Annotated in this window: 22 protein-coding genes, 1 tRNA gene and 2 pseudogenes; 13 read left to right on the forward strand and 12 right to left on the reverse strand. The window is 48.0% G+C overall.

Annotated elements, in window-relative coordinates; translation table 11 throughout:
* Nucleotides 1-11 precede the first annotated feature (11 nt).
* Together GKQ23_RS21345 and GKQ23_RS21350 are read left to right on the forward strand one after the other, a co-directional pair.
* Nucleotides 12-587 carry a transcriptional regulator gene (locus GKQ23_RS21345; protein WP_056235338.1) on the forward strand — a complete coding sequence of 192 codons (576 nt, stop codon included), beginning with the start codon at nucleotides 12-14 and terminating at the stop codon, nucleotides 585-587.
* Between the two features lie 110 nt (nucleotides 588-697).
* Nucleotides 698-773 (forward strand) — tRNA-Phe (locus tag GKQ23_RS21350).
* A gap of 102 nt (nucleotides 774-875) precedes the next feature.
* On the opposite strand, the gene GKQ23_RS21355 is transcribed toward GKQ23_RS21350, so the two are convergent.
* The 5 genes from GKQ23_RS21355 to GKQ23_RS24025 all read right to left on the reverse strand — a co-directional run bounded on the left by GKQ23_RS21355 (nucleotide 876) and on the right by GKQ23_RS24025 (nucleotide 3,804).
* Nucleotides 876-1,157, reverse strand: coding sequence for a helix-turn-helix transcriptional regulator (locus GKQ23_RS21355; RefSeq protein WP_212409370.1), 282 nt, complete (start codon nucleotides 1,155-1,157; stop codon nucleotides 876-878).
* Between the two features lie 150 nt (nucleotides 1,158-1,307).
* Nucleotides 1,308-1,994, reverse strand: a complete 687-nt coding sequence (locus GKQ23_RS21360; RefSeq protein ID WP_212409371.1) for a PAS and helix-turn-helix domain-containing protein — start codon at nucleotides 1,992-1,994, stop codon at nucleotides 1,308-1,310.
* A 453-nt stretch (nucleotides 1,995-2,447) separates the two neighbouring features.
* Entirely contained in the window at nucleotides 2,448-2,804 is a 357-nt protein-coding gene (locus GKQ23_RS21365; RefSeq protein WP_212409372.1) for a hypothetical protein, read from the reverse strand.
* A 419-nt stretch (nucleotides 2,805-3,223) separates the two neighbouring features.
* On the reverse strand, nucleotides 3,224-3,466 hold the full coding sequence (locus tag GKQ23_RS24020) for a hypothetical protein (protein ID WP_249168447.1): 243 nt from the start codon (nucleotides 3,464-3,466) through the stop codon (nucleotides 3,224-3,226).
* Between the two features lie 83 nt (nucleotides 3,467-3,549).
* Nucleotides 3,550-3,804, reverse strand: coding sequence for a hypothetical protein (locus GKQ23_RS24025; RefSeq protein ID WP_249168448.1), 255 nt, complete (start codon nucleotides 3,802-3,804; stop codon nucleotides 3,550-3,552).
* A gap of 399 nt (nucleotides 3,805-4,203) precedes the next feature.
* On the opposite strand from GKQ23_RS24025, the pseudogene GKQ23_RS21375 reads away from it, so the two are divergent.
* Nucleotides 4,204-4,957, forward strand: a pseudogene (locus tag GKQ23_RS21375) (DNA/RNA non-specific endonuclease).
* A 266-nt stretch (nucleotides 4,958-5,223) separates the two neighbouring features.
* On the opposite strand, the gene GKQ23_RS21380 reads toward GKQ23_RS21375, so the two are convergent.
* Complete coding sequence (locus tag GKQ23_RS21380; RefSeq protein WP_212409373.1) at nucleotides 5,224-5,631, reverse strand: hypothetical protein; 408 nt, start codon at nucleotides 5,629-5,631, stop codon at nucleotides 5,224-5,226.
* Nucleotides 5,632-5,685: 54 nt separating this feature from the next.
* On the opposite strand from GKQ23_RS21380, the gene GKQ23_RS21385 reads away from it, so the two are divergent.
* The 5 genes and pseudogenes from GKQ23_RS21385 to GKQ23_RS21410 all read left to right on the forward strand — a co-directional run bounded on the left by GKQ23_RS21385 (nucleotide 5,686) and on the right by GKQ23_RS21410 (nucleotide 9,795).
* Nucleotides 5,686-5,904 (forward strand): hypothetical protein, encoded by a 219-nt coding sequence (locus tag GKQ23_RS21385; RefSeq protein WP_212409374.1) that lies wholly within the window; start codon nucleotides 5,686-5,688, stop codon nucleotides 5,902-5,904.
* A gap of 832 nt (nucleotides 5,905-6,736) precedes the next feature.
* A complete protein-coding gene (locus GKQ23_RS21390; protein WP_212409375.1) occupies nucleotides 6,737-7,498 on the forward strand; it encodes a DUF6650 family protein in 762 nt (253 codons plus the stop codon).
* A gap of 398 nt (nucleotides 7,499-7,896) precedes the next feature.
* Nucleotides 7,897-8,514, forward strand: a pseudogene (locus GKQ23_RS21400) (HEPN/Toprim-associated domain-containing protein).
* Nucleotides 8,515-8,630: 116 nt separating this feature from the next.
* Nucleotides 8,631-9,233 (forward strand): hypothetical protein, encoded by a 603-nt coding sequence (locus tag GKQ23_RS21405; RefSeq protein WP_212409377.1) that lies wholly within the window; start codon nucleotides 8,631-8,633, stop codon nucleotides 9,231-9,233.
* A gap of 328 nt (nucleotides 9,234-9,561) precedes the next feature.
* Complete coding sequence (locus GKQ23_RS21410; RefSeq protein WP_212409378.1) at nucleotides 9,562-9,795, forward strand: hypothetical protein; 234 nt, start codon at nucleotides 9,562-9,564, stop codon at nucleotides 9,793-9,795.
* Between the two features lie 250 nt (nucleotides 9,796-10,045).
* Here the strand turns inward: GKQ23_RS21410 and GKQ23_RS21415 are convergent, their stop codons facing one another.
* Nucleotides 10,046-10,261, reverse strand: coding sequence for a hypothetical protein (locus tag GKQ23_RS21415; RefSeq protein ID WP_212409379.1), 216 nt, complete (start codon nucleotides 10,259-10,261; stop codon nucleotides 10,046-10,048).
* Nucleotides 10,262-10,499: 238 nt separating this feature from the next.
* The gene (gene arsH, locus GKQ23_RS21420; RefSeq protein WP_212409380.1) at nucleotides 10,500-11,198 is read right to left on the reverse strand and encodes an arsenical resistance protein ArsH; all 699 of its coding nucleotides are present in this window, start codon (nucleotides 11,196-11,198) and stop codon (nucleotides 10,500-10,502) included.
* Between the two features lie 86 nt (nucleotides 11,199-11,284).
* Between arsH and GKQ23_RS21425 the strand changes: the two genes are divergently transcribed.
* The 3 genes from GKQ23_RS21425 to arsC are packed head-to-tail and all read left to right on the forward strand — an operon-like array spanning nucleotide 11,285 to nucleotide 13,379.
* A complete protein-coding gene (locus GKQ23_RS21425; RefSeq protein WP_212409381.1) occupies nucleotides 11,285-11,605 on the forward strand; it encodes a metalloregulator ArsR/SmtB family transcription factor in 321 nt (106 codons plus the stop codon).
* 46 nt (nucleotides 11,606-11,651) lie between these two features.
* On the forward strand, nucleotides 11,652-12,941 hold the full coding sequence (locus GKQ23_RS21430; protein ID WP_212409382.1) for an arsenic transporter: 1,290 nt from the start codon (nucleotides 11,652-11,654) through the stop codon (nucleotides 12,939-12,941).
* A gap of 12 nt (nucleotides 12,942-12,953) precedes the next feature.
* Nucleotides 12,954-13,379, forward strand: a complete 426-nt coding sequence (gene arsC / locus GKQ23_RS21435; RefSeq protein WP_212409383.1) for a glutaredoxin-dependent arsenate reductase — start codon at nucleotides 12,954-12,956, stop codon at nucleotides 13,377-13,379.
* 16 nt (nucleotides 13,380-13,395) lie between these two features.
* On the opposite strand, the gene GKQ23_RS21440 is transcribed toward arsC, so the two are convergent.
* The 3 genes from GKQ23_RS21440 to GKQ23_RS21450 all read right to left on the reverse strand — a co-directional run bounded on the left by GKQ23_RS21440 (nucleotide 13,396) and on the right by GKQ23_RS21450 (nucleotide 17,153).
* Complete coding sequence (locus GKQ23_RS21440) at nucleotides 13,396-13,977, reverse strand: recombinase family protein (protein ID WP_212409384.1); 582 nt, start codon at nucleotides 13,975-13,977, stop codon at nucleotides 13,396-13,398.
* Between the two features lie 706 nt (nucleotides 13,978-14,683).
* Entirely contained in the window at nucleotides 14,684-15,115 is a 432-nt protein-coding gene (locus GKQ23_RS21445; RefSeq protein ID WP_212409385.1) for a hypothetical protein, read from the reverse strand.
* Between the two features lie 22 nt (nucleotides 15,116-15,137).
* Entirely contained in the window at nucleotides 15,138-17,153 is a 2,016-nt protein-coding gene (locus tag GKQ23_RS21450) for an ATP-binding protein (RefSeq protein WP_212409386.1), read from the reverse strand.
* A gap of 569 nt (nucleotides 17,154-17,722) precedes the next feature.
* On the opposite strand from GKQ23_RS21450, the gene GKQ23_RS21455 reads away from it, so the two are divergent.
* Both GKQ23_RS21455 and GKQ23_RS21460 read left to right on the forward strand, forming a co-directional pair.
* Nucleotides 17,723-18,442 carry a hypothetical protein gene (locus GKQ23_RS21455; RefSeq protein WP_212409387.1) on the forward strand — a complete coding sequence of 240 codons (720 nt, stop codon included), beginning with the start codon at nucleotides 17,723-17,725 and terminating at the stop codon, nucleotides 18,440-18,442.
* Nucleotides 18,435-19,088 carry an RES family NAD+ phosphorylase gene (locus GKQ23_RS21460; RefSeq protein ID WP_212409388.1) on the forward strand — a complete coding sequence of 218 codons (654 nt, stop codon included), beginning with the start codon at nucleotides 18,435-18,437 and terminating at the stop codon, nucleotides 19,086-19,088. Before GKQ23_RS21455 ends, GKQ23_RS21460 begins: the two co-directional genes overlap by 8 nt.
* A gap of 166 nt (nucleotides 19,089-19,254) precedes the next feature.
* On the opposite strand, the gene GKQ23_RS21465 is transcribed toward GKQ23_RS21460, so the two are convergent.
* Nucleotides 19,255-20,139 (reverse strand): LysR substrate-binding domain-containing protein, encoded by an 885-nt coding sequence (locus tag GKQ23_RS21465; protein ID WP_212411922.1) that lies wholly within the window; start codon nucleotides 20,137-20,139, stop codon nucleotides 19,255-19,257.
* Nucleotides 20,140-20,248: the final 109 nt, after the last annotated feature.

The raw sequence follows: 20,248 nt of genomic DNA on the forward strand, positions 1-20,248 counted from the left end.
AGGAGCACCCCGTGCAGCGAGAAGCAGTTCTGGATCATGCACTGAACGTGCTGGAAATTAATGGCCTGGCGGCGACCACGCTGAGTATGATGGCCGGAGAAACCGGCAGCAGCGAGGCTGACCTGCGCGCCTTCTGGCCGGACCGCGAGGCGCTGCTGTATGACGCGCTGCGCTACCACGGCGAACAGATTGACAGCTGGCGGCGCCAGCTGCTGCTGGATGAGACCCTCAGCCCGGAAAAGAAGCTGCTGGCGCGCTATGAACGGCTGGCCGAGGCGGTCAACAACCAGCGCTACCCCGGCTGCCTGTTTATCGCCGCCTGCAGCTTCTGGCCGCAGCCGGATCACCCGATTCACCAGCTGGCCGAACGGCAGAAGCAGGCATCGTGGCAGTACACCCACGAACTGCTGACCCGGCTGGAGGCCGATAATCCGGCGCTGGTCGCCCACCAGATGGAGCTGATTCTGGAAGGCTGCCTGTCGCGCCTGCTGGTTAAACGCAAGGTGCATGAAGTGGACATCGCGCGCAGTCTGGCGGAGGACGTGCTGACCATTGCGCTGTGCCGGAAGAACGGAGCGCTGGGCTGATCGCATTTTGCGCTGCAAGCCTAAAAATCACCCGCTCAGCATGATTTGGCGAAGTTTTTATGACAAAGCCGTTGACGTCGAACGGCCTTTACAGTTTAATACGCCCCGTTGCCCGGATAGCTCAGTCGGTAGAGCAGGGGATTGAAAATCCCCGTGTCCTTGGTTCGATTCCGAGTCCGGGCACCACTATTTAAAGAACCCAGCCTATGGCTGGGTTTTTGCTTTTCTGGGTACTGAGCAGCACTCCATTAAAACCAGACCGGCGCCCTGATGCGCAGGGCCGCACATTTACAATGCGGGGTCCAGCGTTTTTTTCCTGCGCCCAGGGCGGCGGTTAAGCGGCCGCCCGTTAGCGTCAAAGTACCTCTGTGGCCAGATGGTCGCCGGCGGTACCCCTACCTGTGCGGCAATGATCCATTCCCCCTTTGCCCAGGGCCGTTTCAACGCGTTGGCCAGCGTACCCGAACTCAGCCCGTTCTGCCGTGACAGCGCCGCCAGCGAGGTGCCGGACTTTTTTACTGCCGCAATGATATCCGCTGCGTGCCAGTCTTCCCGTTTGCTCCCTATCATGTTTCCTCCGGTTATGATGACGGCACCGGCTGCAGTGCCACCGGTATCATTTAACCGCAGGTGACATGTCATAACAGATTACCTGATACCCTGCCGGAGGTGCCACGGCCCGTTACCGGAAGCCGTGGCTGAAACGCGTCGTCGCGAAAATTACCGGATCACAATGGATTCGCTGCGTTCGAAGAAACTTTCGGGAATGTAATTGGCTATATTGTGCGCGTAACAGTATTCAATAAGTTGTGACCGGCTCGACACACCGGCCTTACTGAAAATGTTCTGGACGTAGTTACACACCGTGTGCCGCTTCAGCTGCAGCCGGGCGCAGATTTCACGCGTGGTGAACTGCTGGATGAGGTAGAAGATGATTTCCCACTCGCGGGGCGTAAACAACTCCGTTGGCGGGGTGAAAACCAGCGACGTGGGGACGGTCAGCCGATTCAACCGGTTCAGCATCAGCGCGCCCACCGGGCGGCCGTGAAAGATGGTGCCGAGCACCTGCCTGTCCCGGCCGACGATCGGGAACTTGTCAAAGAACCAGGGCTGCATGTTCTGTTCCTTCTCGTACGGATGCACCTCGAACGACGTCGCCCTGTCGCGCCGCGTCATGCAGGCACGATCGTGGATGCGAAATTCCTTCTGAAATTCACTGACGCTGGCCGGCAGCTCCTCGTCGGTGCGCCCCTCCACGCTGAAGTCGCGCGGCAGGTTCAGCAGCTCGCAGAACCGCCGGTTGGCGAACATAAATATCGAGGCGTCGTCGCGCGCGCCCCACGGCTCTTCGCTCTCCTCCCAAAACGGGATCAGCGTGCTGATGATGCTCTCTGCTTCGCGTGACATATCTCCTCCCTGTTGTGATGCCGGCGGCCGGCAGGGATCAGTTTGGACGGCTGGCCGGTTATTCCTTGAACGTTTCGTGCCGAAAAAGGATGCGACAGGGGGACCTGAGTGTGCAGGGCTTCGCGGCTAACGCTGGCAGCGAGAAGGGGTGGTGGTGAATCGGAGGACGTTCCGGACCAGCGGGTTGTCCTAAACGGTTATACCTCTCTTATCCCCGTTTCTGTGGATAACCCGCAGGCTGTGCCCTGCGCTGCTGATTGACAGGGCTGCTGCCGCCACGTGCGTTGAGGTAATGGCGTACCTGCTCGTTGGTTGGATTCGGGTTGCCGCAGGCGATGATGGCGTATGAGGCGGTGCACGCAACAAATGTGATGATAAAAGCGACGACTTTAAGTATCCGCAACTTAAAAGCCGTCTGATGACGATGCCCTCAATACCTGCTGGCGAAAAAAATCAGCCTTTTTTGCAGTTTCTCATCTTATAGAAGAACCCTGAATGGCTGTTTTCGATGATAAAACGATCATCGTAATTAGGGCGTCTTACAAACGTTATACCGTTAATCGTCGCTTGTTGCTTTATGCCACCCATAACACTTACCAGTTCCGGCGATGCCACCTCATTACCTAGCATTTTTACTCTGTAGCTGCTTCCGTTATCTTCAACGACAGCAGACTTTGGTAAAAGCTGAGTCTCGGTATTAGCACTGGTTATCCGGATATCACACAAATAAGTGCCTGGGCCTGAATCCTCAGCAGCGGCACATACACCAGAAAAACTCAAATAAATCATACAACAAATGACTCTTTTCATATCTGTCTCACAGGGAAGTTGATCACTGAGAATCATTATCGGCAAGAAATTTTCTGACTTAAGCCGCTGTTAGACTGCCACACCATCACAGACAGTTCTGGTCTTCACGACGGTGTCTTTTCGAAGATCTCAGGGCTGACGCCTTCCGGATGGCCGTGGTGGCTGCACGGTTGCAGAACACTTCAATGTAATCGAAGATATCCGTCCAGGGCAGACCGCCGGTTCTGCAGATCCAGCTTCTCCCTGAACGTGGCGGGCAGAGGTCAATCCGGCTAACGGGAATGTCCTTACATAAAGATTGCTTTTGGTGCCTTCCCTGTGCCATCACCACGGGGAACGCTGAAGGAGCAGTACCGTTTTCAGTCATCCGGGCGTCCGTGGCGCGTGAAGCTGGGGAAGCAACCGGCCGGCACGGTCTGTCAGAATACCGGTCGTTCCGTCGGCGGCAGGCGCAGGGCCTCGCGGATCTGATCGGCCATGTTCAGGCGCTCTTCTTCCTTCTGCAGGAAGAAGAGCGCCTGATGTACCCCTATCAGGGTGCTCAGGTCGCGCTGGGCCGCCTCCGCGAACAGGGCAAACGACAGCGACGTCCCGTGCGGGATGTGCGTGACGTCGCGGAGCTGAGCGGCGCGGATCTCCAGCAGCGGGACGCCGTCGCCCATGATCCGCTGCAGGTCGTCTTAGCTGCGCAGCCCCAGCAGGCGGCACCACTTGGGTTTTCGGCCAGCGGCTGGGCGCTGTCATATCAGTAGTCGGCCAGGCCGGCGTTCATCATCCCGGCCACGTCCTTATCCATCAGGGCGACCAGCCCGTTTGACCGCATAAAGTTCCCGATCAGATCGCCGAATGAGGCCGAAAGAAACTCCCTCACAAAGTCACTCTTCGACTTGCCGGCGGCGTGCGCCTGTTCGGTGAGCACGATATCGACGTCAAGGGGCACATTTCGTACCGTCAGCGTGCGAGTGAAGCCCTTTTCTTCTTTTTCAGTATGGTTGTCCACTTCGCTCTCCCGGTCAGTTTCAGTAACGCCGGCCCATTATTCGCCAGCACTCTGTGCTTTTACATATAAATGTACAGCCTGCAATCACATTCATTAATGTGGTGCTGGAATGATATTTATTGACCCGTTCCTTTCCCCAAAGCCATACAGATCCGGTTTTGGTCAAAGCCGGATCATCGTTGATCGCATTACCGGGGGCAGTTTGGATATCGAAAATCATTGCACTTTAAGGTGGCTTTTTGTACATCTGAGCTGTGGAAGTGTCTGAATGGCGGAGTGCGGCCATTATTCTGAAAATACATAGCCGGAGGGAACTGGCCGATGTGCAAAAAAATACTTTCTTTCTCCTGCCTGCTCGTTCTGAGCGGCTGTACTGTTACCGGAGACGAACCGGGCCGGATGCACAGGGCAGATGTGCAGTCTGCGCTGGCCGTGAATGACAACTGTCCTGTGGGGTGTCCTTCCGGAGGCAGCAGTCAGACCCTGTTTAGGAAAGCCTACACCCTTAACAATAACCCGCAGCAGAAGCTGGCGAACTGGATGGCGTATAAAGTCACCCGGGCCAGCTAGGCTGGCGGTAAACCCCGCAGCTGGAAGCGTGATCCTGATTTGCTGGAAGCAGACACGCTGGCGCCACCGGCGTACAGAGGAGCCAGTGCCACGCTGGCCGTTGACCGGGGGCACTAGGCACCACTTGCAAGCCTGGCGGGTAATCCTGACTGGCCATCTCTGAACTATCTCTCCAACATCACGCCACAGAAGTCCTCACTCAATCAGGGTGCCTGGGCCAGGCTCGAAAATAAAGAACGGGCGCTGACGAACCGTCCTGATGTTGACGCCGTCTATAGCGTAACGGGGCCCGTTTTTGATGACCGCATGCCCGCCCTGCCGGATGCACCGGCGGTTCACCTGCCCGAAGCCTACTGGAAGGTTATTTTCACAGGTACGAGTCCTGCCAGCGTGAAATTTGCCGCCTTTCTTATTGGCCAGAATGTGCCGCGAAGTGCCAGTTACTGTGACTATCAGGTCACAGTCAGCACCATTGAGGCACAGACCCGCCCTGTCCTGACGGTGGCTGGCGCTGCCTCCGGCGATCGCTGCGCTGGTTAAGTCCGTAAAGGGGAATTTGTCACACGATCTCGGCTGTCCGTAACAACGCTGTCCTGCAGCTGAGGTGTCATCCGAAGAGAGACACTGCTGCAGGCTGCAAAAGGTCCCCCGATACTGGCTGGACAGTGGAAGTCACGGTGTGTCAAATCACGAACTTCCCATAGACCGCGACGTATCCCCGACGAACGAGGCCACGAAAGTGGGCTAAGACCAGTCTCGTTCATATGGATCATTTTAACCAACAATTCTTTTTTCTTCCTTTTAACACTCTATTGTACGTGTGTTCTAACAGATGCTCGCATGTTGATATCAGGACAGGTAACCCAGCCAGGAAAGAGAAGAATGTATGCTCAATACATATGCTATGGCTATGGCTGGAATGATAAGTAAAGCCAAAAGCGCATATCTGCCGGCGAAAGCAGGGATAATGCTTAAAGCAAAACTCATAACTAAAGACCCTCCTACCTGAAGAATCAGCCACGCCAGTACACCTGCCCAGAAGCCATCAAATAGGCCAACGTAGACTGCTTGCCAGATGGACAATGGGATAGCGAGAATCACCACTATCGTAAAAAGAGGGTGACGGATTAACCCAGGTGTATGCATCAGGTATGGGTCTTTTCTTACGTCGTTTGCGATCCTAACAGCCATGACGGATGCGTATTCCGCGCAAAAAATAGACAGAAAACTACCGTATTCAATAAAATTTGCAAACATGTTTGTCACTCGCAATTAGTAATTTTGACCAATAAAAACCCAAATGCCCCAGTGATGGAAACACCAAAAAACGGCGAGTGGGTCACGGTGAATCGTGACTTTTTCATCGGTACAACCTCCGATCAGGGGAGTGTTTATCATGCCGGAATTCTGCTTCTTAATGGAGCAGGATTTTGGGGATACTTACAAAAGGACTCGCTGCATCTGGCGGGTGCCAGAAGAGCAGTGAGCATGGAAAATCTCAACCGCGCATCAAAGATGCCTGCCGCCTGAAATCAAACCTACAGGCACAAATCTACCTTTCTGTTAAAAAATCCTCCTCTTGCTATCATTTATTAAACGCGCAGATCCGGTTTCTGTAAAAGTCGGATCCAGGTGCAGGCGGAGACCATCAATACTGGCAGTAAGGCTGCAGCCGGTTCTCCCCAGCTCTGGTTTCTGTTCGCCGCCATAGGCGGGCAAAAGGAATCCCTGAGACAGCCAGAAATGACTAAAAAAATTGACAAAACCCTCCAGAATTATGAATATCATTAAAATTCAGGGGTACGCAGGCCGGATTCATCAACAATGCTGCTAATAGGTGGGAATTAGATGAATGTAATAATACCTACATACGAAGATTATCAGGACCATAACGGACTTCATTACCATCTGTTATGGGTCTCAATTGGAGATAAGTGGATTTGTCCTGGGTGTGGCCGCAGTAAATTCCAGATAATGAAATGGACGAAAAGATTTCCGAACAAGTCTAATTCCTTTATGGGTTGGGTTGCAGCATTACATAAACATCATGACCACTCCATTGACTTTAATGAGTCGGCACAGGCTCGATTCCCGGAGACGTTGATAAGTGGCCAGTGTAATGGTGCGGAAGGTACTGCAAAGAGAAAATTAAAGCTACCAGGCAATTTCTCATTCTCTCCACAAGAGATGCACAGCTTCATTAAGGCAACGCCACACAGTAAGCATGAAATAAATTACGAAGTTGCTTTGGATATATTCAACCTTCTCCAGTTAACTTGACTCATAGTAAGCCATGAGCGGGTGCTACCAAATTTATTTTTTTTGGTGGGGGTAAGGCGACCATAATGTCAATGAGGATCATATGTGTAAAAAGAGACAAAACTTCACACCAAGGGTGAAGGAAAAAATTGCTAGAGAGGCCATGTACATTTGCTCATCGCCTTATTGCTATCGTCTTACCAGCTATAACACAACTGAAGGTAAAGCACGGACTATAGCTGAAGGGGCACATATATTAGCCGCGTCTAAAGCAGGGCCTCGCGCAGATCATAAAGAGAGCGGCGAGTTTATTCGTTCTGCCGAGAACGGAATTTGGTTGTGTTCTATTTGCCATGAAAAAGTAGATAATGACCCTCAATACTATACTGAGTCAAAGCTTAAGGAGTGGAAATCAAACCACACAGAACTTCTACGCAGGCTCGTGGGAAAGGATATTGAAACTGCCCTCTTAGAATTAAGATACAAAAAACACCATCGCCAAGACGTAAGGGAATTCTTGTCATTTATGGATGATAGAAGAGTTTTATATGAAGGGTTGGATATGGAGTTTCCTCCGCGAGTCATAGATTCCATTGAAATGATGAGGTCGAGGGTTATACAATTAAGGGCTCAGGTCTTTGGGGATGCGCACGTATCTACTTCTTTGAATCAAATTCAAACAGCTATCAATGAATTTTTAGCAAGCGTAGGAAGGGATACCGACCTTAGAACTTTACAGTGTGACTCTAATGATCCGAAATGGGTTAAGTTCAGTGAGGAAATTGAAAAATTCAGGAAGGCAGTTGTCATAATTTTGAAGGTTTTATCAGGTGATTCAGGTTATGAATTGCGATGGGCACAGTAGTAAAGATGCGCGCACCTCGTTTGGAACAGACTGCCATTCACAGTGAGCCGGAATGGCTGTTACTGACAAACAACTTAATCCACAGCACGTTGTGAAATCCGGAGCGGGTCGTCAATTCCTGCCTGCTCCCAGATTATACAGAATACCAGCCAACTTCAGGGAGAAGTTTGTACTATCTATCTAAAAATACTCGCCATCTTGTTTGGCATACAGATATAGCTTACATTTTTTCAAATTACACCGGGATGTTAGAATAGAGTTTTACTATAATAACTCATGCTATTTAATAAAGAATGCCGGAATGTGATGTTTTGGTTGATTTTTGCCTGAACCCCATGCTGCTAACATTTTGCTATGTTAACTCGTGGGGATCTGATTTTACATGCACCGGAGGACAAATGGGGACGGAAATTTCACTCACAGTATCAGAAGTTACTATAGACTTTAGTAAGAATAGCCTTGGCATCGATCACGGGATGCTGTTTCAGAGCGGAGATCACTTTTTTAAGCCTCAATATGAAGCATATGGCCTTGAATAAACGGAGGTCATTGATGATGAAAGACGCCAACAGTGGACAGTTCTTCGTAAAACACTAGCTGAGGTTGCCGGCCGGGTGGAGCTACTTGGATTCAGTATTGAAGTTATTCGTACTGAATATGAAATTGCAGTGATAAATGAACTTCATCAACGAAATGAGATGATTAAATACTATCCTGAGCACTATCAATCAATGGGTGCGAAGCTCAGTTTTGATGAATTTTTGACCTTTATAATTCAGTATAACCTTAGTGATTTTAGCAACCAATACATAGATACTGATTTTCGTCATGACATGAAAAGAACAACGAGTGAAATAATTTCAGAAGATTTGCTTGAAAAAATACCTTGCTATGTGCGTAGTGAAGATTTTTCATTTTCTGAAAGATCTGCATTTATTGGCTTGATGAGTTTTTTGCATCCATATTCAATTATTAGGTTATTGAGTGAAATAAAAATAATCACAAAGAAAATATAGAGTGGGACTATGGGGAAATTGTTGTAAATGGCTGGGTTAATATAGATGAGATAAAAACAGAGGTTGGTCGTGAAGAGTCTATCCTTATAGCCACTGAAGGGAAATCAAACATTCATGTGCTTAAAAAGGCTTTCAGATTACTAAAGCCTAGTGTTTCTGATTTTTTCCGATTTATCGATGTTACAGATGGGCACCCGTTCTCTGGTACCGGTGGGTTATCAAAGTTTGCTGAAGGATTAGTAAAAATTGATGTCCAAAACCGTATTATTTTTTTATTGGGTAATGATGGTGAGGGGTTTAAAGGTTTTAATAAAATAATGAAGATAAAATTGCCATCTAACATGGGGTGCATGCGATTTCCAGACATTCCTGAGTTTAAAAGCTTCCCGGCTAAGGGGCCGAATGGACTTCGGTTGTCTAATATAAATGGCCAAGCTGCCGCTATCGAATGTTATCTGAACTTAAATTATAGTGACTATCCAACGCACTCTGTTAGATGGACTAATTTCAAAAAAGAATTAGGAGTTTATCATGGTGCGCTGGAGCATAAAGAGTATTATTCGAAAAGATTTTTAGATACTTCAGATATGAACATCCTTGAAGGTAAATATGATACATCTAAATTAGAAGCCCTGCTTGATTCAGTTATAGAAAATCGTGTTAGAGTCTCAAGTAATATCCGTCATGAGCTGATCAAAAATCATCATCCAGATTTTTAACTTGCGGTTTTAATCCGGCGATTCGTCATCTCTAACTGAAGGGGAGTGATATCACACCTTTTCGATAAAATCCCCTACTATTATAAAGCAATGTCCGCTCCTAGCTTACAGCAGACCGTCAGCCACACAGCACCTGGGTGCTCGTCAGGTCTGGATAAGTGAAGCCGCAGCGCGCGGGGGGCACACCGGAAGCTACAGCCCCCCTGCGCTCCAGGCCGAATTTCTTAATTTAGCTAAAAAAGTTACAAAACGGCGGGTTAAAAATTACTCTTCGTCCTGTATAGTTAACAGATAGTGTCATTGAATCGAAATGCGGAGATTATCAGCTATGGAAACAGAATTTACCGCAGGCGATTTTAAAAGAGAGCTGTCTGGTATGTCAGACGACGCCGTTATCAGTTTTGCAGGCGGTATGACCTTTTACCGGTTCAAGCGTGATGGCGACAACGAATTTGTCCTGGAATTCGGCGAATGCCTTGCTGACGTCAGCGAGGAATTTTGTGAGGAAAACTCTCACGTTCTGGCCGTATTCAGCAGGCCCGGGACATTAGCCAGCCTGTGAAAATAGACTTCAGCGGCAGCTCTCTGCGTAACGCAGTGATACTTTGCGTGGTAATATTCGGCCTGTGTCTCGCGTATGAGTATATTACGCGCCCGGGAAACTACGAGGACTGCGTGCTGGCCCACCTTAAAACGGACGGCAGCCGGTATGCCGCAAGCTTTATAGATGAAATGTGCGAGGCGAAGTTCGGGCGTAAATAGCCCGCGTTAAGATCCGAAAAAGGCCGCCGAAGCGGCCTCTCTTTCCTGCGCTACGGCATGCACAGTTCTGCCAGCCTTTCCGCCGCGTACTCTCTTTCCTCCTCCATCAGCAGCGGGTCAGTACCCGCCGCCAGCTCCAGGAGCCTGTCATAAGCCGCTGCAGGGTTGTACTGCGCTGCGTACAGCGCCAGTACTGCAACGGGGTCTGCCCGGCGGGCCAGCTCGTGGCGCGCGTTACGCGCCAGCTTATCGATATATTCTTTCATGGATATTTTTCCGTATACGCGCGGCAGGCCCGCGCAGCCGGTGACAGTCTGCGATCACGACCGGAAGCGCGGGCAACAAATTCCCTCATTTTTTCACGCTTTCCACCGGCGGTAACAGAACAGGTAGGGGTCCGCTTGGAAAACGGAAAATATCCTACGCTAGGGATGTTTTTTATACAGAATGAAGTGCGATGCCTGTGAAGTACTTCGCTCAAGGCCAGCAGGCATCGCGAGGCTCCTAAATTTTGGCCTGATTAACGCGCGTGGACAGTTCCTGATGGCTTTCCTTACGCTCACTGTATCTGTCGGCCAGATAATCATTATGCCCTTTCAGTAACAGCGTTATTTTGAACAGTTCTTCGGTGACATCGACTATCCGATCGTACCAGGAAGAAGGTTTCATGCGCCCGTTCTCGTCGAATTCCGGCCAGGCTTTTGCCACTGATGACTGGTTGGGAATGGTGAACATTCGCATCCATCGTCCAAGGATCCGCATCTGATTGACTGCATTAAACGACTGTGAACCGCCACAAACCTGCATGACAGCCAGTGTTTTCCCCTGAGATGGGCGTACTGCCCCTTCAGTTAATGGGATCCAGTCAATCTGAGCTTTCATTACAGAACTCATCGCGCCATGCCTTTCCGGAGAACTCCAGACCATTCCGTCACACCATCTCACCAGTTCGCGTAACTCCACGACTTTCGGGTGCGTTTCCGGAGCATCATCAGGTAGAGGTAAACCCGAAGGGTTATACACTCTGACTTCTGCGCCCATTGACGTCAGTAAGCGGCCAGCTTCTTCAGCTGCAAAACGGCTGTATGAGCGCTCTCTAACTGAACCATAAAGGATCAGGATGCGTGGCGGCTCCTGCATTGACAGCCGTTCAGCAATCTGTTTATCAAAGTATTCTCTATTCAATGACGGAAATTGCTCCATTTTTCTTTCTTCTTCAATGATCAGTTGTTCTCAAAATTACACATATGATTTAACATATGTATACTCTAAATCCATTAGGAAAGAAAATGCTACAGCCTCTTCAGCTTTTCAAAATTCTGTCGGATGAAACCCGGCTGGCTATTGTTATGCTTCTCAGGGAGTCTGGCGAGTTGTGCGTCTGCGATATCTGCGCAGTCACCGCGCTGTCACAACCCAAAATATCCAGGCACATGGCTATATTACGCGAATCAGGACTGGTTATTGACCGTAGGGAAGGGAAATGGATCCACTATCGACTATCCCCACACATACCTGCCTGGGCTGCTGAAACCATCACTACGTCCTGGTTATGCCTACGGGAAGAGATCCGGGAATGGATGACAAAATCCGCACCGTCATCCTGTTAAATAACACGCATACACATTCTTAAAATCATATGTAAAGGAGTCTGAAATGTTACTGGCAGGAAGTATTTTTTTACTGACGCTGGTCCTGGTTATCTGGCAACCCAGAGGACTGAGTATCGGCTGGAGCGCGGGTATTGGCGCGGTGCTGGCACTGATTTTCGGCGTCATTCATCCTGGCGATATCCCTGTGGTCTGGAATATTGTCTGGAACGCGACGGCGACGTTTATCGCCGTGATCATAATCAGCCTGCTGCTCGATGAATCAGGTTTTTTCGAATGGGCTGCACTGCATGTATCTCGCTGGGGCAATGGCCGTGGACGCTTGCTGTTCACCTGGATTGTACTGCTTGGTGCCGCTGTTGCTGCATTATTCGCCAACGATGGCGCTGCGCTCATCCTGACCCCAATAGTGATTGCCATGTTGCTCGCTCTGGGGTTCAGTAAAGGGACTACGCTTGCCTTTGTGATGGCCGCTGGGTTTATTGCCGATACCGCCAGCTTGCCGCTTATTGTGTCCAATCTGGTGAATATAGTCTCTGCCGATTTTTTCAGACTGGGCTTTACTGAGTATGCTTCTGTCATGATCCCCGTGTATATCGCGGCCATTGCCGCCACGCTGGGTATGCTGCATCTTTTCTTTCGAAGGGATATTCCAGCGACATATGACGTTTCACTGTTAAAAGAACCAGCCAGCACGATAAAGGACCCGGCAACGTTTAAGGCTGGCTGGATAGTCCTTGTGTTGCTTCTCGTAGGGTTCTTTCTGCTTGAGCCGCTGGGCATCCCCGTCAGTGCGATCGCCGCTACGGGGGCGGGAGTTCTGTTTGCCGTAGCGAAAAAAGGTCATGCCATTAACACCGGGAAAGTCTTACGTGGCGCACCGTGGCAAATCGTTATTTTCTCCCTGGGAATGTACCTGGTGGTTTACGGTCTTCGCAACGCCGGACTAACAGAGTACCTCTCCGGGGTGCTGAATGCGCTGGCAGAACAGGGATTATGGCCAGCAACCTTTGGTACTGGCTTCCTTACGGCGTTCCTGTCGTCCGTTATGAATAACATGCCCACAGTGTTGATTGGGGCATTATCAATTGACGGAAGTACGGCATCAGGTGTCATCAAAGAAGCGATGATCTACGCCAACGTTATTGGATGCGATTTGGGACCCAAAATCACCCCCATCGGGAGTCTGGCAACCTTGCTCTGGTTGCACGTACTGTCCCAGAAAAACATGACCGTCACATGGGGCTATTACTTCCGCACAGGCATTATCATGATGCTGCCCGTGCTGTTTGTCACTCTGGCCGCTCTGGCGTTGCGGCTTTCCGTCACTTTGTAATGAGATATTGATATGAGCAATATAACCATCTATCACAATCCGGCCTGTGGCACGTCGCGCAACACGCTGGAGATGATCAGAAACAGCGGCACAGAGCCGACGATTATTCATTACCTTGAGACCCCGCCCTCACATGACGAGCTGGTAAAACTCATTGCCGATATGGGGATGACAGTACGTGCGCTGCTGCGTAAGAACGTAGAGCCATACGATCAACTGGGCCTTGCCGACGATAAGTTTACTGACGAGCAGTTGCTCGGCTTCATGCTCCAGCATCCGATACTGATAAACCGTCCGGTTGTGGTGAGTCCCTTGGGGACGCGACTGTGCCGACCTTCTGAAGTGGTGCTGGATATTCTTCCGGAGCCACAGAAAAGCGCATTTACGAAAGAAGATGGTGAAAGAGTCACCGACGAGTCAGGTAAGCGACTCAGATAATCGGAGAACGCCATTCTCAGGTACTGAATGCCGCTTTCACCCTGAGAATGGTTTGCCGGGTGGTGCTAAATTCACGAGCAACAGCGCTGACACTGCTTCCCGCATTGAGGCGTTCCATCGCAGCCTGCTTTTGAGCTTCGCTCAGCGCTGACGGACGGCCAAAACTTTTTCCTGATGCTTTGGCCCGTACAATACCAGAGTGTGTACGTTCAAGAAGCAAATCCCGTTCAAATTCCGCCACCGCTGAAATAACCTGCATGGTCATTCTCCCGGCTGCGCTTGTCAGGTCAACACCCCCGAGCGCAAGGCAGTGAACACGGATATCTGACGCAGCCAGTTGCTCAACTGTTTTTCTAATATCCATGGCATTACGCCCAAGACGGTCCAGCTTGGTGACTATCAGCACATCACCATTTTCCATGCGATCAAGCAGCCGGATAAATCCGGGGCGTTCGCTGGCAGCAACCGAACCACTTATATGTTCCTCAATCAGTCGCTGGGGTCTGATGGCAAAACCCGCCGTTTCAATTTCCCTCCGCTGATTTTCGGTTGTCTGTTCCAGAGTGGAGACCCGGCAGTAAGCAAAAACACGTGACATAGGAAACTTTCCGTACGAAAAGGATGTCCGAATTATAACGCCTGTACGAAATAAATTTCACTTACTTTCGGACAGATTCACAAAACAGTGTACGAAACCGACCAGTTTCGGTCAGTGCAAAACGATAACCACAATGAACTATGACACCTTCCGAATTTGCCGAAAAATCTGCCGGTTGCCAGAATATGCAGCCAACATGAGGTCGGTTATTCCTCATTATGACTGGATCATATTCGGGGTCAGGGTCAGAAGCCGGTTATTCCTGATTATGAATGGATCACATACGGTGTCAGGGTCATACGCACTTGTAGATACGACAGCCAGACTTAACACTGACCTGCGTGACGTTGAAAGAGAAATAAACAGAGCGGCCAGCGTAACTTTTGGCAATGACCTGACTGACATAAGCATTTATCAGTTCAGTTTTATCATTAAAGTCAGAACAGATGGTGAGAAGATAAAGCACGGTCTTCTTGTTAACTTCGGGAAAACATAGCAAGACAGGTTTCATCTCTTTGTGCATCCGCAATGCGATTCTATCCGAATGAAAAACACAAGCCTAGCCGTCAGCTTTTCAGATGCATAAATAACGTAACCGACACAGAAAACGACCCGTTTTAAAATGTGATATTATAAGAAAGACCAGTCAATGTAATCTATTTGACTGGTCTATTTTGCAATCTAAAAATTCAGTTATCATATCCACTTATAAATTATAGACAAATGAAACCATCAAGAAGGTATATCCAAAGATAAAACGCCAATTCCTTTTGAGAATGAAAATGATATTTCTGTTACGCCTGAATTTCTTTATTTTACCTAACCGATAAATAAGCACCTCTCTTTCTTTTTCAGGAATATTATCTTTCATGATCTTTGCTAAAATCACCCTCTCTGACTTAACAAATGAATACTTTCGCTGAAGAACTTTGAGCTTACCAGTAAAAAATAAAATTGTAAGAATGAATGCCAACATTTGGAATAAGTGGTTAGGTATCCCCCAGCAACCAATAGTTGTAAGCAATAACCATTCTGCCACAGAGTCTTTTTGTAGATTCTTCCACCATTGATTCATATCTCTGGCGTAAAATCTTATCTCTTTTTTAATGCTGTAGTAATCACTGCCTTTAATTTCCATTTAATTACACCACCAATTAAAATTATTCTGTCGGTTCATGCAGGTCTTTTATTAGCTCCTCAGCATCAAAACCATCTAAATACTCTCTTCTAAGCTTTAGTTTATTAAGCAAATAATTATTAGACAACTCGAACTCTGAGAATATAGTACTCCAAGTTTTAACATATCCTTTTATACGGCCATTTTTCACATCAAACACTAAGCTTGGTTCATTTCTTGCTTCCGCAGTTTCTAACGCAGCACCAATTTCAAAATCAGAGCTGGATATTTTTCTGCCAACAAGAATCAACTCAAACCTCATATTTTCCATCGAAAAACCAGAGTGCTGAAGGATTATTTTTGCGTAATCTTTCAACTGCTTAAGATGTTTTTCATTTAAAGAAACACTCGGTTTTTTTATCTCTATAATCGTACATTGGAAGTAGCTTTCACCACGGCCATTAAACTCAACTCGTCGTCTTGCAAGAAAGAGATCTACCTGTCTGCGGACTCCTTCAATATCCAGTCCATCAGCAAGATCATTTTGATCAAAATCATCTGATGTAAGTGTATCTATACCCTTAACGTGATTTCTCAAATTATAGGCTATTCTCTGAAAATCATCTTCCTCAGCACCTAACATGGTATATTTATTGCCGAATAACCATGTATTATTCTCGATGACAAGTTGTAGATCAGGTGTTTCTCTTACCTTATCATAATGACTTACTACAACTTCTTTTAATTTCTGAACAGCAGACTCTCTACGCTGCAAAACTTCAATAGTAGAAACTATATTCTGAAGTGATGTTTTCTCTATTTGATATTGTAATTCACATAGGCTTTTATGATCTAATTCAAGGATGCTTTCTAATACATCAAAAAGCTCGCTATTTTCATTAGATACTATTAATTTATCGATAAGATGTATAAGAATCTTAGCTTGTTTGGATTTTAAATTTGAGAAGATCGATGGATCAGCATAATAAATACTACTTATTGTATTTTTTATGGCCTGCATTCTCCATTTAGCATCAACTTCTAAAAGATTAGAATAAGATGGGAAATATCCTTTTTCTTCATACTCAAATATTTTTTCATCCACAAACTCTTTTAGGAAATTATCATAAATTTCTTTTCCTATCTTTTGAATTTCTGATTTTAATTTTCTATATTCATCAGAACTAATACTGGCTTTTTTCTCGTCACTAAAGTTCAAACTAGAATCATGAATATCAAAAAGCTTTACCCAATCAGAACGAGTATAGGTACTAAGATAAAAATTTGGCTTATGGTTAAAACTGCTTAACTCTCGAAAAACAATTCTGCCTTGATTATTAACAAGATAATTATATGATTTTTCAACACCAGGCTTACTTACCCAGCGAACAAATAAGACATTAAAGGTGAAATTTTCAAATTCAATATTTTTTTCAATAGATACATTCAGCGGAACACTGATTTCAATATCATTTAGAAAAAGCTTTCTGTTTTTATTTAATGACAGTCGCCAGCCGAAATTATTTTGCAGTTTCTTGATGATAGGATCTTTACCGGGCAAATTTTTGGTAAAATGCCGTAAAACAACACATGTTCCATTTTGCAAATTTCTTAAGGATGCATGTTGTTCTGATTCAAGAAGCTCTACAACCTTAAAATCTCGAAGGCTTTCGCTATTTATCGTAATCTTAAAGTCGTGCCCTTGATAACGGGTAAACCAAATTGCTTCCTGGCTAAACAAATGAAAGGATAAGCGTCCCTTACCATGAGCACCTTGTAAATCATCATTTCCTTGTTTAAGGGACTCATTAAATCTTGAAAAATGTTCTTCACATTTATCAATATTAATGCCGGAACCATTATCTAACACCGATACAGATTCCAGCCCTCCAAGATCATTCCGTTTGATTTGGACATCAACCTTACTGGCTCCTGCATCGAATCCATTTGCTACTAGTTCGACAACCGCCTGCGAAGGTTCATCCTTCCAGCGAGTAAAAAGCTTCTTGATACCAGCATGAGTAATGTTTGTGGTACCGACAAACTCTCTTTTGCTCATGGGTAGTGTCCGTCCTTGAAGGTTTAGAGAACATACAATTCTAATGCCCGAAAGTTTATCATAATTCTTACGATCAAAAAGTACCCTTCACTTCATACATTGAAAAGGTAGCATCTTGGTAGAACCATCACAGTGGAAGTTCAGACATAAGCATGGCCAATCGTTTAGAAACATACTAGCATGTGGCCGTTTTTGACCCAAAAGTAAGGGGCTTAGATAAAAACTAGCCACTTTGGCACTTTGTCTTGCTGCTTTTCACAGCAGTTTTAAAGGGATTGAAAATCCCCGTGTCCTTGGTTCGATTCCGAGTCCAGGCACCACTATTTAAAGAACCCAGCCACTGGCTGGGTTTTTGCTTTTCTGGGTACTGAATTCTGTATCTGACTCTCTTAAGTCACTGTTCTTGCCCATGAGCACTCCCCCTCTCCTACAGATCCGCCCCCGCGCTTCCCGACCAAAGATAAGCCGATAAAAAATGCGCCTTCGGATCAGGTGATGGTGGACAACCGTGATGTAGTCTATATTGTAGATATTCGATATATGGTCAAACTATCACCGGGAGTCAAATCATGATTACACGGGAAAAAGACGCTGATTTTGAGGTTATTGCCGTCCCGGCAGATAACATCTCGTACTTTAAAACCAGTCGAGAGCATGCTGACATCTCCATTTCATTGCCAGAAGTTGACAATCGCCGGGACAATCAGACAAAGCATTACTATGTTGTGAAACGTCCGGATTCCATTGATGACGCCGCCTTTAAAGTTGCCCTTGAGGCCGCTTTCCGCGCCGTAAGCAACCTTATCCTTCTGGCTACTGACGAAAAAACAATTACTGTTATTCGTGATGTTACCGCCGAAAACAGAGTGGGTAACGCCACTCTAACCAACACCGAACGGCTGGAAAAACTCAAAAAGACCATCCTTGATGACAGTGAGTGGCTACCTGCTCAGGAAGTTTCACGCCGTGGCGGGGGAAGTATTACAGTAAGAAACCCCAGTGGCTTACCCAATCGTTGGAAGCGGGCCAGGAAAATCTTTGCCATCACATCAGAAGGCAGAGACCTCTATCCGGCTTACGCGCTGGATATTGGCGGGCAGCCGCTGCCACTGATGAAGAAAATCATCGATGTATTCGGAGAAACCAAAACCCCCTGGTCACTCGCCGTCTGGTTTGGCACTCTGAATAGCTGGCTGGGCAATAAAAAGCCTAAAGATCTCCTGATATCAGAACCCAATAAGGTACTGGAAGCGGCACGACGGGCTAAGGAAGGACCGGTACATGGCTAAAAAAATTAATACGCCTGGGAAAAATGCCGATCTCTCGGCCAGCCTGGTCGCCTGGCCGAAAGGGAAAATCATTGAGCGAATTCACCCATCGCAATATGGCGCGACAGAATTTAACCCCGGAGCAGGGAAAAGCCGCTTCAGCCCCATAAATGACGGTGAAGGGAAAAGCATTTCGACATTATACGGCGGAGATAGCCTGCCCGTTGCGTTGATGGAGACGGTGTTACACGATCTCCCTACTCCCTGTGAAGATGCCCCCATCGAACTGTCCGTGCTGGACAACCTTGCCCGAAGTCAGTTATCGCCTCGGAAAGATATTCAGTTTGTTGATCTCAATCCCCGCTTCATGAAAAAACATGGTATTACGCAGGGCGATTTACTGGGGTCTTCCGCAGATCATTATCCCGAAACGCGTCAGTGGGCAGAGAAAATCCACGATGATAACCCTGAAGCTCAGGGGATCCGGTGGTCTTCTAAACAGCATGGCGACAAGGCTGTTATGTTGTTTGGCGATCGTATTAATACCAGCGACCTTGACGTCACGATTGATTCCGAATCAGCCTCAACTTCAGTCGCAGTCAATGAAGCGATGGAAAACCTTGCCAGTGAAATGGCGCTGGTGCTGATTCCCGGCGGGTTAATCTAGATAAATCCTGACTGGGCTGAGCGCCCCGCGTTTGGCGTTTGGCGTTTGGCGTTTGGCGTTTGGCGTTTGGCGGTCGGCGCTCAACGTTCGGCGTTAGCAGTGAGCCAGCGGTTCGCTGCCGGGGTAAAGAGTCAGAACAGAGTAAAGTAGCGAACCCTGAGCCGCCTCAGCTCTTCCTTCCCTTCAGATAGTGCCAGAACCGCTCTGCCGTCAGGTTTAACCGCGCGCCGGAGCGGTACACGTAGGCGGCAATATTCAGTGACAGGCTCGGGTCCATAATCGCCAGCCGTCCCTCCTCCAGATCCTGCTGAATCGAGTAGTAGGGCAGCCAGCCGACGCCGTCTCCCTTCAGGATCATCCGCTTCAGCAATTCACTCATCGATGAGACAAAGCGCAGCTGGAAGACGATCTCCGGGTGGCGGTCAATCACCTGATTCACCTGACGTCCCATATAGCTGTCGTTGGCGTACTTCATCAACGGCAGCGTGTCGCCGTCGAGGCTGAACAGCGGCTGGCCGTGGGGGTCGCAGGGGGTGACGAGGTGCAGCGCAGAATCGAAGATCTTGTGGTTGATAAACGGGTAGTTCATCAGCTCTTCGTTGTAGAACGACAGGATAAAGTCGCTCTTGCCCTCTTTCAGGTTAAACACCGCATCATTGACGTTGATCGATTCAACGAAGAATACCTTATCCGGGCCGTCGGTGTACTCCGCCAGCAGGTCGGGCAGCAGCAGCACCGAGAGCGACGGGGCGGCGTCAATGCGGATGCTCTGCTTGAGCTTGTGATCGCCTTTGATGCGGCCGATCTGAAAATCCATATCGTCGAGCATATTGCGCGCGTAGCCGACGAATATTCTGCCCTGCGGCGTTAACTGAGGAGGATTGACGCTGCGATCAAACACGCTGAAGCCCAGTGCGGCCTCCAGCGACTTAATGCGTCGGCTGAATGAAGGCTGCGAAATATTGCGTTTTTCCGCCGCCAGCGTAAAGCTGCGGCACTCTTCCAGCGCGATCACGTCGTACAACCACTTCACTTCAAGATTACTGAGCACCGTCACAAATCCTTCAACAAGTCCGCCAACGCTATGCAAATTTAGCATGACGCATAGCATTTATGCAATTTATGCATCAGAAGCCCGGTGTTAATATCCGCCTATTCCA

It is taken from the genome of Erwinia sp. E602 (genome assembly GCF_018141005.1).
In the GTDB taxonomy this organism is placed as follows: Bacteria; Pseudomonadota; Gammaproteobacteria; order Enterobacterales; family Enterobacteriaceae; genus Erwinia.

What these genes read in the sequence shown, in the direction of transcription:
- GKQ23_RS21355 (WP_212409370.1), bottom strand. Translation starts at nt 1,157, where the DNA reads ATGATAGGGAGCAAACGGGAAGACTGGCACGCAGCGGATATCATTGCG.
- GKQ23_RS21360 (WP_212409371.1), bottom strand. Translation starts at nt 1,994, where the DNA reads ATGTCACGCGAAGCAGAGAGCATCATCAGCACGCTGATCCCGTTTTGG.
- GKQ23_RS21365 (WP_212409372.1), bottom strand. Translation starts at nt 2,804, where the DNA reads ATGAAAAGAGTCATTTGTTGTATGATTTATTTGAGTTTTTCTGGTGTA.
- GKQ23_RS24020 (WP_249168447.1), bottom strand. Translation starts at nt 3,466, where the DNA reads ATGGGCGACGGCGTCCCGCTGCTGGAGATCCGCGCCGCTCAGCTCCGC.
- GKQ23_RS21380 (WP_212409373.1), bottom strand. Translation starts at nt 5,631, where the DNA reads ATGTTTGCAAATTTTATTGAATACGGTAGTTTTCTGTCTATTTTTTGC.
- GKQ23_RS21385 (WP_212409374.1), top strand. Translation starts at nt 5,686, where the DNA reads ATGGAAACACCAAAAAACGGCGAGTGGGTCACGGTGAATCGTGACTTT.
- GKQ23_RS21390 (WP_212409375.1), top strand. Translation starts at nt 6,737, where the DNA reads ATGTGTAAAAAGAGACAAAACTTCACACCAAGGGTGAAGGAAAAAATT.
- GKQ23_RS21410 (WP_212409378.1), top strand. Translation starts at nt 9,562, where the DNA reads ATGGAAACAGAATTTACCGCAGGCGATTTTAAAAGAGAGCTGTCTGGT.
- GKQ23_RS21415 (WP_212409379.1), bottom strand. Translation starts at nt 10,261, where the DNA reads ATGAAAGAATATATCGATAAGCTGGCGCGTAACGCGCGCCACGAGCTG.
- arsH (WP_212409380.1), bottom strand. Translation starts at nt 11,198, where the DNA reads ATGGAGCAATTTCCGTCATTGAATAGAGAATACTTTGATAAACAGATT.
- GKQ23_RS21425 (WP_212409381.1), top strand. Translation starts at nt 11,285, where the DNA reads ATGCTACAGCCTCTTCAGCTTTTCAAAATTCTGTCGGATGAAACCCGG.
- GKQ23_RS21430 (WP_212409382.1), top strand. Translation starts at nt 11,652, where the DNA reads ATGTTACTGGCAGGAAGTATTTTTTTACTGACGCTGGTCCTGGTTATC.
- arsC (WP_212409383.1), top strand. Translation starts at nt 12,954, where the DNA reads ATGAGCAATATAACCATCTATCACAATCCGGCCTGTGGCACGTCGCGC.
- GKQ23_RS21440 (WP_212409384.1), bottom strand. Translation starts at nt 13,977, where the DNA reads ATGTCACGTGTTTTTGCTTACTGCCGGGTCTCCACTCTGGAACAGACA.
- GKQ23_RS21445 (WP_212409385.1), bottom strand. Translation starts at nt 15,115, where the DNA reads ATGGAAATTAAAGGCAGTGATTACTACAGCATTAAAAAAGAGATAAGA.
- GKQ23_RS21450 (WP_212409386.1), bottom strand. Translation starts at nt 17,153, where the DNA reads ATGAGCAAAAGAGAGTTTGTCGGTACCACAAACATTACTCATGCTGGT.
- GKQ23_RS21455 (WP_212409387.1), top strand. Translation starts at nt 17,723, where the DNA reads ATGATTACACGGGAAAAAGACGCTGATTTTGAGGTTATTGCCGTCCCG.
- GKQ23_RS21460 (WP_212409388.1), top strand. Translation starts at nt 18,435, where the DNA reads ATGGCTAAAAAAATTAATACGCCTGGGAAAAATGCCGATCTCTCGGCC.